We start from the raw sequence: 14,102 nt of genomic DNA, 5'->3' as shown, positions 1-14,102 counted from the left end.
TGCGGCATTATTGCTTTTGCTGTAGGGCTATTTGCATCATTTTAGGAAAATCGGTAATTAAACCTTGAACGCCTAGTTCACGTAAATGTTTGGCACGCTCAATGTCATTGACTGTCCATACACTGATGTTGAGTTGTGCCGCTTGCGTTTTTTTAATGATGTCATCATGAGCAAGTTGATCCATCCAACCGATTTGAACACAGTTAAGATCAAGCGCTTGTTCAATTGCACGTTCACCGATGTCCTTTTCAATGAGTAAACCTTGTTTAAATTGGGTACCTTGTTGTTTTAAAGCGTGATGAATTTTCAGATCAAAACTGGTGATCACCGCGTTGTGTTCGAAACCTTGTAATTGGCGTTGTAATTCTAAAGTTAATTTTTCAGCTTGTGCTTCTGTTTCAACTGCTTTCACTTCCACTTCAATATGTTCAAAGTCTTGCATGATCTGGAGTGATTGTTTCAGTGTAGGCGTGACTTGTTTTGCCCAATCCATCCAAATATGTGCTTGGTTGTAGGTGTCCAACTCGGTACTTTTTAGGGGATATAGTGCTTGTTCAACGCCTGTAGTCCTCAAAAAATTATCATCATGCATAATGATGAGTTCGTCGTCTTTGAGTTGGCGTACATCAAACTCAACCGCACGAATACCTAAGTCATGGATGTATTGAAATCCCCCCAAGGTATTTTCTGGTGCTTCGCCACGTGCGCCACGATGTCCGATAATTTTCATAATGAGCCCTGTTTGGTCAATCTAACAAGAAAGATGATTGTTGTTCTGCCCAAAATATTCAATAGAGATGATTAAATTTCTTGTATGTCGGGTTGTCATTTATATTGAATTTATAATGGAGGTTCCCTCTCCTTTTAAAAGGAGAGGGCTAGGGAGAGGATTGCTATAAATAATTCCATCTCATTTATATCAATTTTTGATCAAATCGTCTCATTAATATTTTTTTGCCATAGTACTTCGCTACCGCCTTCCGCTCGTTGTAAAGTGCGTGATGCGACAAAGAACCAGTCCGATAAACGATTCAGTAATTGTAAAGCGGTTGCTTGAATATTTTGATCACGTGTATGCACGGTCATCAAACTGCGTTCTGCGCGGCGACATACAGCACGTGCTTGATGGGCATAACTACATACAATTGTGCCTGCTGGTAAAATAAAATCCTTTAACATTGGCAGGTCTTCGTTCATACGGTCAATGTCTTGTTCAAGAAATTCCACACAAATCGGTTGTAGTAAGTTGTAATTTGGAATACATACTTCACCGCCTAAATCAAATAGCCAATGTTGAATCAGGCTTAAAGATTTGTCCCAATCTGCTTTTTTCTCAATTGTGCTGAGTGCAATTTGGGAACGTAAAACACCCACAATGGAGTTGAGTTCATCGACATCGCCCAAAGCTGCAATGCGTAAGTCATCTTTTGCAACACGAGAGCCATCACCTAAACCTGTGGTGCCTGCATCACCTGTACGCGTATAGATTTTACTTAAACGGTGTCCCATAATTTTTCCTTGAAAGTTTTAAAACTCAATGACATTAAAAAGGATAATGCCTTCATCATGGCATTATCCTCAAAAGTTTTTGTCTAAGCTTAAAGCATCTTAGTATTTAAATGTCACACCAACAGACGCTTGGCGTCCTGAGTTAATGTAATATTCATCTGCATAATAGTTTGCAGTTTTATATTTCACATCACCCATGTTTTTAATATTTGTGAACAGTTTAGCGTAAGGACTGATATTCCAATAGGCATTTAAATCTACAGTTGCATGCCCAGGTAGTGTTGCTGAATTGGCTGAATTTGAAATTTTCGATGTCGACTTCGCAATCACCGATGTACTGATTCCATAGGTTTGATTTTCTAAACCTGCTGTTACCGTGAAAGATTGGCGAGGACGACGAATTAATTCGTAACCTGTGTCTTCATTTTCTGTTTTCACATAAGCATATTCAGTGGTTAAAAATAAATCATCTTGATTCCATTTCAAACCGACTTCACCACCTGTCATTTTGGCTTTGCTGACATTCTGATAGGTTGAATCAGGATATCCATATGTGTATTCGATCAAGTTTTTTACTTTAGTTTGATAAATAGACGTATAAGCTGATAAGCCATAAGCAAGCTTTTGATCAAGTCCTATTTCATAAGAAAGACTTTTTTCAGGTTTCAAGTCTGGGTTGCCATAGGTATTGCCCCATTGCGTATCTTCGTAAATGTAATACAGTTGGTTCCCTGTAGGTGCTTTAAATGCACTGCCAATGTTTGCATAAATACTGGTTAATGGTGCAATTTGGATCCGCCCAGCAAGTTGCCCCACAGTATGTGTTCCAAATTGATCATTGTCTTCTACACGCACCCCAGCTTGGGTATGAACACCTGCATGATCATATTGATGCTGAACATAATAGCCGACTGAGTCTAGACTTTTAGATTTTCCAATGATTGATAAGCTTTCTATATCTGCATTATTTAATGAAGCACCGATCAATACATTTTGATGTTCGCTAAATTTCCAACGTAAATTGAGATCAGCTTCGTTACGTTCTGTGTTGAAATAACTCAGGTATGATTTCCCTGTTAACTCATCTTTAAAATTAGAATAACGTGCATTTAAAATTAAATCAGGCGTGAAATTAAAGCGACCATTGACATTAATTAAACGGTTAAAGAAATCTTGAGCACCACCATAGTAAACATTGGTCCCTTTATTCTCACTTAAGCTGACAGCAGCACCATATTGTTCTTGTTCATAGCCCACTTTAGCGCTGTAGCCTTTTTGGTCATAAGATGCACGATTTTTATCTTTATTGGTGACGGTTGTTCCATCACTCTCAAGACGTTGGCTGCGAACTTGCGCATAGATACCATCTTGAGCGAAGTCTGCACCAACTACAGTTTTATAAGTCTTATTTTCAGCCATTTCGCCTGTGACGAAAAACTGGGGTTTGGTTGGAATTGCTGAACGGACATTAATCACCCCACCGATGGCATCTGTACCATATTGAACAGAAGCAGGGCCTTTTAAGACTTCAATTTGACCTGCATCACTTAAATCAATATAGGGAATACTTGCACCACCATCTAATGCGGTATTTAGACTTGCACCATCTTTTAAAAACAACACATGTGTTGAGTTTGTACCACGAATGAACGCAGATGTTTGTTGACCAATACCACCGCTTTGTACAATATTTAGAGCCGCTTCACGTTGCAATAATTGACCTAAATCTGCAATTGGAGACTGTTGAATCGTTTTTTGGTCAATGACACTAATACGTACAGGGACTTCATTCACTTTTGCTTCAGCACGTGTTGCTGTAATGACGACAGGGTCTAAGGTAATAATGTCTTGAGTTGTTGGTGTTGCCGCAAAAACAGTAGTAGAAATCCCCATCGCAGCAGCGACAGCACCTACAAGCGCAGTAGGTTTAAAAAAAGTAGACATGATATGCTCCATACATTCACCCCACGTGAATGATTGAGTTGAAAGGCACAACAAGCTGGTATCCGGACTTAAATATAGAATGTTTGACATTCCTCTTATTTCTACCTTCCCATACTGAAGTACAGTGGCTTAAATTTAAACATTTAAATGAAATAAGATTCTTTATTACCGTTGCGGGGGCAGTGTTGGATTTGCACCAACTTCCCAAAGCCAAAGCTATAGGCTTGTTATATTTGTGCGAAGTATAAAGTTAGATGTTTGTTTAAACAATGTAAAAAATAAATTTTAGGAACTGTGATGAATATTGAAATTTGTGAGGCAGAAATTATTGATGCCCAATATATTTTGGAATTACAAAAAGTTGCTTATCAAAGTGAGGCAAAACTCTATCAAGATTGGACTATTCCTCCATTAACTCAAACTCTTTTAGAATTAGAAGCAGAATTTACAAGCCATGTCATATTAGTTGCTATTCTTGAACAAGAAATTATAGGTTCAGTTCGAGCTTATGTTGATCAAGAAACTACATACATAGGCAGATTAATTGTTCATCCTAAATTTCAAAAGATGGGCATTGGTAGCCGACTATTATCGACAATAGAAAAACTAACTAATTGTAAACGCTATGAATTATATACAGGACATAAGAGTATTGATAATTTAAAATTGTATAAGAAACTAGGTTATCAAATATTCAAAAGCCAAAGAATTCACAATGATTTAGAATTTATTTATTTACATAAACATGCTTAAGCACTTTTATTTAAATTGCATTACAATGACGGTGTTAAAATAGAAACAACCTCTATTTTATAAAATGGAATTAGAGTTAGAACGATGCGAACACGTGCCAAAATTTGTGGACTCACCCGTACAGAAGATATTCATGCTGCAGTCAATGCAGGTGTGGATGCGATTGGTTTGGTCTTTTATGCACCAAGTCCACGTGCTGTCAGTATTCAACAAGCGAAAGTTCTAGCACAACATATTCCTGCTTATGTCAGTATTGTTGGCTTATTTGTCAATGCAAGCAGCGAGGAGATCGCACAGGTGTTGGCAGAAGTTCCATTGGATATTTTGCAATTTCATGGCGATGAAACAGCTGCACAGTGCCAAAAAATTGCACAAGACAATCAACGTCGTTGGTATAAAGCCATCCAAGTCAAAGCAGATTTAGATGTGATTGCAGAGATTGAGCAATATCAACAGGCAGGTGCAAGTGCTATGCTTCTTGATGCATGGCATCCTGAACTGAAAGGTGGAACAGGACACAGTTTTGATTGGGAGAAATTCCCAAAACTTGATCTGCCTTTAATTTTGGCGGGTGGTTTAAAACCTGAAAATATTGAAGATGCGATCAAGACAACAGCTGCTTATGCAGTCGATGTCAGTGGCGGTGTAGAGTCCGCAAAAGGTATAAAAGACCAACAACTTATTCAACAGTTTATGCAAGGAGTCCAACGTGGATCAGCACAGTAATCAACAAGATCAAGTGATTGACTATACCCAATTTCCTGATGCAAAAGGGCATTTTGGGATCCATGGTGGACGTTTTGTATCAGAAACTTTGATGGCGGCGTTAGAAGATCTAGAAAATCTTTATAACCGCATGAAAACAGATGAAAAGTTCTTGGCAGAATTTGACCGTGATTTGGCCTATTATGTGGGTCGTCCAAGCCCTTTATATCATGCTGAACGTTGGTCGAGAGAGTTGGGTGGTGCACAAATTTATTTAAAACGTGAAGACCTTAATCACACAGGTTCTCATAAAGTGAATAACACCATTGGACAAGCTTTACTGGCTAAACTTTCAGGCAAAAGACGTATTATCGCTGAAACGGGTGCAGGTCAGCATGGTGTAGCAACCGCGACAATTGCAGCACGTTTAGGGATGGAATGTGTGGTTTACATGGGCGCAGAAGATGTTAAACGTCAAGCCATGAATGTGTACCGTATGCGTTTGTTAGGTGCAAAAGTTGTGCCTGTAGAAAGTGGTTCTAAAACATTAAAAGATGCATTAAATGAAGCGATGCGTGATTGGGTGACCAATGTTGATTCTACTTATTATGTGATTGGTACTGTGGCAGGCCCACATCCATATCCACAATTGGTGCGTGATTTCCAATCGATCATTGGTCGTGAAGCACGTAAGCAAATTCTAGAACAAGCAGGTCGTTTACCTGATGCTTTAGTGGCATGTGTTGGTGGTGGTTCAAATGCGATGGGCTTATTTTATCCATTTTTAAACGATCAAGATGTAAAAATCTATGGTGTCGAAGCAGCAGGCTATGGCATTGAAACAGGGAAACATTCAGCACCACTCAATGCAGGTCATGTGGGGGTATTACATGGTAACCGTACTTACCTGATGTCAGATGAACAAGGTCAAATCATTGAAACACATTCAATCTCTGCGGGTCTAGATTATCCAGGTGTAGGTCCTGAGCATAGTTTCTTAAAAGATATGCACCGTGTTGATTATGTTCCGATCAATGACACTGAAGCACTGCAAGGTTTCCGTGATTTAACTCAAATTGAAGGGATTATTCCTGCACTAGAAAGCTCACATGCGATGGCATACGTGACCAAACTTGCACCGACGATGGATAAAGATCAAATCATCATTGCAACTGTTTCTGGTCGTGGTGATAAAGACTTGATGACGGTTGCCCGCATTGATGGTGTAGAAATGGTCGATATGTAAATATCTAGCAAGATGCTTTTGCATAGCTTTTGAACAAAAATCCTCCTAATTTAAGGGGGATTTTTTTGTCTAAAAATTCACAGAAGATGCACAGACCTACGCTTGTTCAATTCGGGATAATAGCGACGATAGATCATTATGTTTAAAAATTAAAATGTCAAATTTTGTTCAATTGATACGTGCAGAAGAATTTCCCGAAAAAATTACATGGCAATGGCGCGATAGTTTTGCTTTATTGATTATCCCACTCATTTTCTTAAATGGGGCTTTTTTAGAGCGTCTTTGGGGGATGAGTGCCAATGTTGCGTTAGGTGATTCAATTTTTCGTGGCATTTTGTTCGCCATCGTATGTTATTTATATAAAGACATGCTCTATGCGCATTGGCAGAAATATAAACGCGCGTTTTGGCGTTCGAGTGTGTTGGTTATTGTTGGGGCTGTTTTGTTGCAAGTGGTGGTCTCCATCACTCGACAATTTTTACCGATAATTACAGATACAAACACTGAACAGACCGCGCTGATTGATCCTAAAACTATTCCATTTTTTAGTTTATTGATGATTAGCCTTGGACCTTTATTTACAGCTTTACTCGAAGATATTGTGTTTCGCTATACTTTATTGCAAAAGCTTTTTATCACGCCGTGGCTGTGGCGTGTGCTTTTAGTGTTGTTCAACTCTATTTTATTCGGTTTGATTCATTATCATAACTTTGATGGCAATGTGATTGCGACCATCAGTTTTATGACAGCAGGTTTGTTTTTAAATCTTATTTATTTGTGGACGCGCAATATTTGGCATGTGTTATTGATTCATTTTTTCAATAATGCCGTATTATCATTAGGTGCTTTAATTTTACTCAAATTTTTACATGTGGCTGGTGCTGTATAAAGGATTGGAAATGCCAAGTTTGTTTATTGTGATGTTGGGTGGTCGTCATGCACGTGCCAATACTGAAGTGCATGATGTTGTGCTTGCTGTGGGAGACTCACTTGAAGATATTTATCCGCAACTGAAAAGTGCATGGTTTGGTGAGCAAAAAGGTTTACATATCGATGCTTGGATGAAAGTTTCTGGTCTTGAGTTTGAAAATAAAAAATATCAAATTCAGTGGAGTAATGCGCAGCCGAATGCATCTGAGCAAAAGTTGTGGCTGATCAATTTGGGCGGTTACGATGCCCATGAGTTTGGTGAGTTACACCGCTATGTATTGGTGGTGGCACAAAATGCGAAGGCTGCTAAAGAAAAGGGCAAGGCAAATTTTGCACAGCATTGGCAAAAACAACATACTGACCGTGTATTGGATGTTGATGATTGCATTGCGATAGACCATGTATATGGGCGTTATGTGCAATTGCGTGAAGGTGAATTTAAACAAGGATATTGGGAAAATACCTATTTAACACTTTGAATTACAATACAACAGTCCGTATGGTAGCGAAATGATTCTTATCACAAATATAGATAAGCAATGAAGAAAAATATCAATAGTGTAAATAAATTAGTGAAATGTTTTCAAAGCATTGCTGTTTATGTCTTTGCAGCATGCTTATCAATAAAACCGCTATGAAATATGTAAAAAAAGCATTTCGCTGATAGATTAAATCTCGTTATATTGTGCGTCGTTATAATGAAACTACTAGCTGTACGCCATGTATTTATATACTGATTTCGATCAGCAACTGATCAATGAACGTGTTGCACAATTCCGTGATCAAACGGAACGTTATTTAGCGGGTAAACTCACTGAAGATGAGTATCGTCCATTACGTCTACAAAATGGTTTATACGTACAGCGTTATGCGCCGATGTTACGTATTGCCGTGCCATATGGTCTGATGAACTCAAAGCAATTACGCAAAGTTGCTGAATTGGCTCAGGAATTTGACCGTGGTTATGCGCATGTTTCAACCCGTCAAAACATTCAGTTCAACTGGCCTGCATTGGAAAATGTACCTGATATGCTTGCTGAACTTGCGACAGTTCAAATGCATGCGATTCAGACTTCAGGGAACTGTATTCGTAATACCACCACTGACCAATATGCAGGTGTGGTTGCAGGTGAAGTTGCAGATCCACGTCCAACGTGTGAGTTGATCCGTCAATGGTCAACATTCCACCCAGAATTTGCTTTCTTGCCACGTAAGTTCAAAATTGCGGTATCGGCTTTGGCTGAGATTGATCGTGCAGCAGTATCTTTCCATGATATTGGTGTGTATTTAACGCGTAATGAAGCTGGCGAATTAGGCTACAAAATTAAAGTAGGTGGTGGTTTAGGACGTACGCCAATCATCGGTTCCATGATCCGTGAATGGTTGCCACGTGAAGATTTAATCGCTTATCTTGAAGCGGTACTTCGTGTATATAACTTACATGGTCGCCGTGACAATAAATATAAAGCACGTATTAAGATTTTAGTTAAGGCTCTGACACCGCAAGTATTTGCTGAAAAAGTCGAAGCAGAATTTGCTGAAACCATTAAAACTTTGAAAATTGATGCTGAAACTTTGAAGAAAATGGATGAGGAATTCACGCCATTTAATTATCAAAACTATGCAGATGAAGATTTCACAGCACAGTTTGCAGAGCATCCAAAATTCAAACAATGGTTCAATATCAACACCAATGCCCATAAAGTAACAGGTTATCGTATTGTGACGATTTCACTGAAACGTGCAGGGATTGCACCGGGTGATATGACCACTGAAGAGATGAATTTGATTGCTGATCTTGCAGACAAATATACCTTTGGTGAGTTACGTACCACACATGAACAAAACATTTCATTGGTGGATGTGCCACAGAAAGATTTGTTTGAATTGTGGCAAATCCTTGAACAAAATAATCTTGCTCGTGCACATATTGGTTTCATTACCGATATTATCTGCTGTCCGGGTGGTGATTTCTGTTCATTGGCGAATGCGAAATCAATTCCTATTTCCGAAGCAATCTCACGTCGTTTTGATGACTTGGATACAGTATACAATTTGGGTCATATTGACTTAAATATTTCAGGTTGTATGAATGCCTGTGGTCATCACCATGTGGGTAACATTGGTATTTTAGGTGTGGACAAAAAAGGCGCAGAATTCTACCAAATTACTTTAGGTGGTAATGCAGATCATGATGCGTCTATTGGTGATATCTTAGGGCCATCATTTGCAGCGGAAAAAGTGCCTGATGTGGTTGAAGAAATTTTAAATACTTATCTTGACCTACGTAACGAAGGTGAAGCGTTTATCGAAACCTATCGTCGTGTTGGCATTCAACCATTTAAGGAGCGTGCATATGCTTAATACAGCACTTCAAGTCCTCTCTAAAGATGGCACGATTGCAGACAACACTTACCAAATCATTGGTGAAGATGGGGTGTTACCACAAGGTGACGTACTTTTAACTGTAGAACAGTTAGATCAGATTGCAAATGTAACGGGTAAAAAAGCCTTGTTCATTACGGTGGACACTTCGCCTGAAGTGAATCAATTTCCACTTGACCAGCTCGACGCAATTTTTATTGATTTTGCAGGTTTTAATGATGGTCGTGGTTATTCATTTGCTGCGTTATTACGCCGTCAAGGTTACCAAGGCGAACTTCGTGCAACAGGTGATGTATTTAAAGATGTTTTAAACTACATGAAGCGTTCAGGTTTTGATACTTTCGTGATTAAAGAAGGTAAAGATATTACTGAAGCAGCTGCGGGTTTAAATGACTTTAAAAATCCTTACCAAGCGTCAACGGCTGTACCAAAAGCACATTATCAAACAGGTGCTTGATTCAATTTGAAGTTTTAAAAGCCTGCTTCATGCAGGCTTTTTTATTATTGAACAAATGGAAAATTAAAAATTATATCTACATGTTTTCTATTGATTTAATATGTTAAGGTGTCTGCGTCTGAATATCAGCGATCCTGATCTGTAATCTTCTTTATAGACCCTATAAACAGTCAGAAAAATGGAAACATTTTTTTGTGCTGGGCTATTTTAACTTTCTCATCAGAAGTGACATTGTTCTTATGCAAAATTTAATTCGTATTGGTATCGTGGGTTACGGTAACCTAGGGCGTGGTGTTGAAACTGCGATCCAGAAGAACCCAGATTTACAATTGGTCGGTATTTTTAGCCGTCGTGAACCTGCAACAGTTTCTCCATGCTTTGCTGAAACACAAGTATATGCAATGGATTCTTTAAATGATTTTAAAGATAAAATTGATGTACTGATTTTATGTGGTGGCTCTAAAGATGATTTGCCACAGCAAGGACCAATTTTAGCTAGCCAATTTAATACGGTAGATAGTTTTGATACTCATGCACGTATTCCTGAATATTTTGCTGCGGTAGATGCACCTGCAACTCAAAATAAAAAAACAGCCATGATTTCGATTGGTTGGGATCCTGGTATGTTCTCAATTAACCGTTTATTTGGTGAAGCATTATTGCCTGATGGTGAAACCTATACTTTTTGGGGTAAAGGTTTGAGTCAAGGACACTCGGATGCAATTCGCCGTGTAGATGGTGTGAAAGCGGGTGTTCAGTACACCATTCCATCAACCGATGCGATTGAAAAAGTTCGTAGTGGTGCACGTCCAACCTTAAGTACCAAAGAAAAACATCATCGTGAATGTTATGTTGTACTTGCAGAAGGCGCAGATGCAGATGCCGTTGAGCAAGCGATTGTGACCATGCCGGACTATTTTGCAGATTATAATACGACTGTAAATTTCATTGATGAAGCAACTTTGGCAAAAGATCATCAAAAAATGCCGCATGGCGGTTTTGTCATTCGTAGTGGTCATACCAGCACTGAACAAAATCAAGTGGTTGAATTTTCACTGAAATTGGACAGTAATCCTGAGTTTACCGCGAGTGTATTGGTTGCATATGCACGTGCATGTTATCGCTTAAACCAAATGCAGCAGTATGGTGCCAAGACTGCATTTGATGTTGCCCCAGGTTTGTTGTCAATGAAGTCACCTGAACAATTGCGTAAAGAGTTACTTTGATTAAACTCAGTATTTGATAAAAAGGTGAATGTTATATTCACCTTTTTTCTTGGAAGTACATTGGAACATCTTTGCATGCTAGTGGTTTTAAGTCGTTTGGGCTAAAATCCGCCCATGATGATAAAATGAAAATAACCATGTCTTTATTGCTTGCAAAAATAAATCCTGGGGTCATTTGGCTATTGATCGCAATCGCTACCGATGTATTGTCAACTTTTTATTCGGCAAAGGGTGATGGTTTGGTAAATAAAGTTGATCAAGGGATTGCATTGGTTTTGTATATGATTTCGTTTGCATGTGCAGCTTATGCATTGAAATTTATGCAGGCAGGCATTCTATATGTGTTGTGGTCAGGCATTGGCGTAATTGCAACAGCACTTTTGGCAAAAGCATTTCTTGGGCAAAATATCGATTTTGCAGGTTGGTTAGGCATCGCTTTTATTACGATTGGTTTAACGATTATTGCTCAGTTTTCCAATATTGATGTGTGAGTTTGTATGAATGATGACATTCAGTACGTAAACAACAAATGTAAAAATGAAAACGTTTTTACATAAATGATGAATATAGAGAATACTTCGTTCGCGCCCCAGTTTTAGCTGAAATCGCATCTTAAATACCACAAATTTAAGTAAGCATAAGATCATGCGCTCTTCTATTTTAGTCATTGTTAGAGTGATTATTTTGAAATGAATCGACAGTATAAGAAATCCCTCAATGTTGAGGGATTTTTTATTAAAATCAGACCTTATTTATTGAGCAATTATAAAAGCTCAATTGCAACAGCAGTTGCCTCACCACCACCGATACATAGTGCAGCAATACCTTTTTTACCGCCCGTGCGTTTTAAAGCATGAATCAATGTCAAGATAATACGTGAGCCAGTAGAACCGACAGGGTGTCCTAGTGCACAAGCACCGCCATTGATATTGACTTTTTCAGCATCCAATTTGAAATCATCGATTGGGCACATAGTCACCATGGCAAATGCTTCATTGATTTCCCATAAATCAACATCTTGAGCAGTCCAGCCTGCTTTGTCTAAAACTTTTTGAATCGCACCTACAGGCGCAATGGTAAATTCAGATGGATGCTGTGAATTTGAAGCATAAGCGACAATTTTAGCAAGAGGCTGTAAGCCTTTTTGTGCTGCAAGTTCAGCAGAAGCTAAAACTAAAGCTGAAGCTCCATCTGAAATTGAGCTGGCATTGGCAGCAGTGATTGTACCGTCTTTAGCAAAAGCAGGACGCAATGTCGGAATCTTTTCAATATTGGCATTGAAGGGTTGTTCATCTTGATCAACAACCACATCGCCTTTACGACCTGAAACAGTGACAGGAACGATTTCGTCAGCGAAATAACCTTCAGTAATGGCTTTTTGCGCGCGCTGTAAAGAGCGGATTGCAAACTCATCCATTTGTTCACGGGTATAGCCACGGGTATTTGCCATATCCTGTGCAAAAGATCCCATGAGCCGACCTGTTTCAGCATCTTCTAAACCATCAAAGAACATATGATCTTTAACTTCGCCATGCCCCATACGGTAACCACCACGTGCTTTCGGTAGTAAATACGGTGCGTTGGTCATCGACTCCATACCACCTGCAACGATGATATTGGCAGAACCTGCTTTGATCGCATCAGCAGCTTGCATGACGGCTTTCATTCCTGAACCACATAGTTTATTGATGGTTACAGCACCTGTTGAGTCAGGAAGACCTGCTTTACGCATGGCTTGGCGAGCAGGGCCTTGTTTTAAACCTGCTGGAAGCACACAGCCCATAATGACTTCTTCTACATCGTTTGTGTCTAAACCCGCACGAGACACAGCTTCTTTAATTACAGTCGCACCTAGTTCAGGTGCAGTGACACTCGCCAGACTCCCTTGAAATCCGCCCATTGCAGTACGTGCACCATTGACAATTACGATGTCAGTCATTGTTGTATTCTCCAATTCACTTGTTGTTGATTGTTTCCAGAGCCTAAGCAGTATATAAAAAAAAGATATAGAATAAAGAAGAATGTCTATAGAACTCTAGACGCTAGAGACTAGTTTTTAACATGTTATTGTTGAGGCGACATTTAAATTTGCCATTTGTCCCATCTTGAAGCGTAAATGTTTGGATGGATCGTAATCACTGCAATAGTAAAAACTTCCATAGGCGCCTCGTGGTAAACCTGTATCACCTTTGAATGTTAATAATTTACGATGAGTACTATTGCCGTTCCATTTGAGATTGCCATATTTTAATTCTGTTTTGGTTTGTTGTAATAATTGTTCATTCTTATCATGTTGTTGATTATGATTTCTATCAATAAAAATGATGATCGCTGTATTCCATTGATCATTTTGGCAGGTATCTAGATCGACAGAAGAACAAATGACAATATCACTGTGATGTAATATTGCGCTATTTTTAGCAAATTTGATGTGTTGATCCAATAAAGGAAAAATATTTTTTTGTTCAGTTTCTTGTAGTATGTGGAGGAAGTGTGGAGTTGCAATACATGCAATAATTCCAATAATACAGATACAAGTGATTAGCTCAATCAGGGAAACGCCCTGTTGTTTACAATAAAAATACATGATTTATTCTACTTTTGAATAGATTAAGTTTATGAGTTTTAATATTTTTCTAATTATTTATGCAGTTAGCGATAAGTTTTTAAAATATGTATTACTATCGTATTGTTTTACTGCTAAAATAATGGTTAGTGAAAAGAGTAAGGTATTCACAAATATAATCGAGTAAAAATTTACCGAATTACAACGGAAATTGTAAGTAATTTTGTCAATAATAAGCTTGATTAAAGTTATCAAGCACTTGGAAAAAGTCTCAAGTGTTTGTATGATTCAACGTGAGTAGCTTAAAAATAATACTGGGGTATAAAAAGCTTATCTCAGGAAGCCAAAAAATTTTAGGCTGAGTTTGAACAACAATTTGTT

14 protein-coding genes and 1 riboswitch are annotated in these 14,102 nt (G+C 38.5%); of the genes, 9 read left to right on the top strand and 5 right to left on the bottom strand.

The annotated features are described in order from the left end of the window. Nucleotides 1–7: 7 nt before the first annotated feature. The 3 genes from HUV91_RS09855 to HUV91_RS09845 form a co-directional block, all read right to left on the bottom strand. Entirely contained in the window at nt 8–730 is a 723-nt protein-coding gene (locus HUV91_RS09855) for a glycerophosphodiester phosphodiesterase (protein WP_174493278.1), read from the bottom strand. Between the two features lie 200 nt (nt 731–930). Further along, nucleotides 931–1,509, bottom strand: coding sequence for a cob(I)yrinic acid a,c-diamide adenosyltransferase (locus tag HUV91_RS09850; protein WP_174493277.1), 579 nt, complete (start codon nt 1,507–1,509; stop codon nt 931–933). A gap of 99 nt (nt 1,510–1,608) precedes the next feature. After that, a complete protein-coding gene (locus HUV91_RS09845) occupies nt 1,609–3,453 on the bottom strand; it encodes a TonB-dependent receptor plug domain-containing protein (protein WP_174493276.1) in 1,845 nt (614 codons plus the stop codon). A gap of 35 nt (nt 3,454–3,488) precedes the next feature. Further along, a riboswitch (cobalamin riboswitch) is annotated at nt 3,489–3,696 on the bottom strand. 54 nt (nt 3,697–3,750) lie between these two features. On the opposite strand from HUV91_RS09845, the gene HUV91_RS09840 reads away from it, so the two are divergent. The 9 genes from HUV91_RS09840 (at nt 3,751) to HUV91_RS09800 (ending at nt 11,646) form a co-directional block, all read left to right on the top strand. Further along, nucleotides 3,751–4,206, top strand: a complete 456-nt coding sequence (locus HUV91_RS09840; protein ID WP_174493275.1) for a GNAT family N-acetyltransferase — start codon at nt 3,751–3,753, stop codon at nt 4,204–4,206. Nucleotides 4,207–4,290: 84 nt separating this feature from the next. Next, on the top strand, nt 4,291–4,932 hold the full coding sequence (locus HUV91_RS09835; RefSeq protein WP_174493274.1) for a phosphoribosylanthranilate isomerase: 642 nt from the start codon (nt 4,291–4,293) through the stop codon (nt 4,930–4,932). Then, complete coding sequence (gene trpB, locus HUV91_RS09830) at nt 4,916–6,157, top strand: tryptophan synthase subunit beta (protein ID WP_130074214.1); 1,242 nt, start codon at nt 4,916–4,918, stop codon at nt 6,155–6,157. Before HUV91_RS09835 ends, trpB begins: the two co-directional genes overlap by 17 nt. A 154-nt stretch (nt 6,158–6,311) precedes the next feature. Next, nucleotides 6,312–7,046 carry a CPBP family intramembrane glutamic endopeptidase gene (locus HUV91_RS09825; RefSeq protein ID WP_174493273.1) on the top strand — a complete coding sequence of 245 codons (735 nt, stop codon included), beginning with the start codon at nt 6,312–6,314 and terminating at the stop codon, nt 7,044–7,046. Nucleotides 7,047–7,056: 10 nt separating this feature from the next. After that, on the top strand, nt 7,057–7,566 hold the full coding sequence (locus HUV91_RS09820; RefSeq protein ID WP_174493272.1) for a DUF1543 domain-containing protein: 510 nt from the start codon (nt 7,057–7,059) through the stop codon (nt 7,564–7,566). Between the two features lie 241 nt (nt 7,567–7,807). Then, nucleotides 7,808–9,451 (top strand): nitrite/sulfite reductase, encoded by a 1,644-nt coding sequence (locus tag HUV91_RS09815; protein WP_174493271.1) that lies wholly within the window; start codon nt 7,808–7,810, stop codon nt 9,449–9,451. Beyond that, nucleotides 9,444–9,929 carry a DUF934 domain-containing protein gene (locus HUV91_RS09810; protein ID WP_130074218.1) on the top strand — a complete coding sequence of 162 codons (486 nt, stop codon included), beginning with the start codon at nt 9,444–9,446 and terminating at the stop codon, nt 9,927–9,929. The genes HUV91_RS09815 and HUV91_RS09810 overlap by 8 nt, the downstream gene beginning before the upstream one ends. A 239-nt stretch (nt 9,930–10,168) precedes the next feature. Beyond that, complete coding sequence (locus HUV91_RS09805; protein ID WP_174493270.1) at nt 10,169–11,155, top strand: diaminopimelate dehydrogenase; 987 nt, start codon at nt 10,169–10,171, stop codon at nt 11,153–11,155. Nucleotides 11,156–11,292: 137 nt separating this feature from the next. Further along, nucleotides 11,293–11,646 carry a DMT family transporter gene (locus HUV91_RS09800; protein ID WP_130074250.1) on the top strand — a complete coding sequence of 118 codons (354 nt, stop codon included), beginning with the start codon at nt 11,293–11,295 and terminating at the stop codon, nt 11,644–11,646. 272 nt (nt 11,647–11,918) lie between these two features. On the opposite strand, the gene HUV91_RS09795 is transcribed toward HUV91_RS09800, so the two are convergent. After that, nucleotides 11,919–13,094: a thiolase family protein gene (locus tag HUV91_RS09795; protein ID WP_130074220.1), complete on the bottom strand. Its 1,176-nt coding sequence runs from the start codon at nt 13,092–13,094 to the stop codon at nt 11,919–11,921. Nucleotides 13,095–13,211: 117 nt separating this feature from the next. Further along, nucleotides 13,212–13,742 (bottom strand): GspH/FimT family protein, encoded by a 531-nt coding sequence (locus HUV91_RS09790; protein ID WP_174493269.1) that lies wholly within the window; start codon nt 13,740–13,742, stop codon nt 13,212–13,214. Between the last annotated feature and the right edge of the window lie 360 nt (nt 13,743–14,102).

The sequence above is a fragment of the Acinetobacter sp. Marseille-Q1623 genome (assembly GCF_902809895.1).
Classification (GTDB): domain Bacteria; phylum Pseudomonadota; class Gammaproteobacteria; order Pseudomonadales; family Moraxellaceae; genus Acinetobacter; species Acinetobacter piscicola_A.
Note: the sequence above shows the minus strand (reverse complement) of the source record. Positions and strands in the feature narration are given on the sequence as shown.

What these genes read in the sequence shown, in the direction of transcription:
- HUV91_RS09855 (WP_174493278.1), bottom strand. Translation starts at nt 730, where the DNA reads ATGAAAATTATCGGACATCGTGGCGCACGTGGCGAAGCACCAGAAAAT.
- HUV91_RS09850 (WP_174493277.1), bottom strand. Translation starts at nt 1,509, where the DNA reads ATGGGACACCGTTTAAGTAAAATCTATACGCGTACAGGTGATGCAGGC.
- HUV91_RS09845 (WP_174493276.1), bottom strand. Translation starts at nt 3,453, where the DNA reads ATGTCTACTTTTTTTAAACCTACTGCGCTTGTAGGTGCTGTCGCTGCT.
- HUV91_RS09840 (WP_174493275.1), top strand. Translation starts at nt 3,751, where the DNA reads ATGAATATTGAAATTTGTGAGGCAGAAATTATTGATGCCCAATATATT.
- HUV91_RS09835 (WP_174493274.1), top strand. Translation starts at nt 4,291, where the DNA reads ATGCGAACACGTGCCAAAATTTGTGGACTCACCCGTACAGAAGATATT.
- HUV91_RS09825 (WP_174493273.1), top strand. Translation starts at nt 6,312, where the DNA reads ATGTCAAATTTTGTTCAATTGATACGTGCAGAAGAATTTCCCGAAAAA.
- HUV91_RS09820 (WP_174493272.1), top strand. Translation starts at nt 7,057, where the DNA reads ATGCCAAGTTTGTTTATTGTGATGTTGGGTGGTCGTCATGCACGTGCC.
- HUV91_RS09815 (WP_174493271.1), top strand. Translation starts at nt 7,808, where the DNA reads ATGTATTTATATACTGATTTCGATCAGCAACTGATCAATGAACGTGTT.
- HUV91_RS09810 (WP_130074218.1), top strand. Translation starts at nt 9,444, where the DNA reads ATGCTTAATACAGCACTTCAAGTCCTCTCTAAAGATGGCACGATTGCA.
- HUV91_RS09805 (WP_174493270.1), top strand. Translation starts at nt 10,169, where the DNA reads ATGCAAAATTTAATTCGTATTGGTATCGTGGGTTACGGTAACCTAGGG.
- HUV91_RS09800 (WP_130074250.1), top strand. Translation starts at nt 11,293, where the DNA reads ATGTCTTTATTGCTTGCAAAAATAAATCCTGGGGTCATTTGGCTATTG.
- HUV91_RS09795 (WP_130074220.1), bottom strand. Translation starts at nt 13,094, where the DNA reads ATGACTGACATCGTAATTGTCAATGGTGCACGTACTGCAATGGGCGGA.
- HUV91_RS09790 (WP_174493269.1), bottom strand. Translation starts at nt 13,742, where the DNA reads ATGTATTTTTATTGTAAACAACAGGGCGTTTCCCTGATTGAGCTAATC.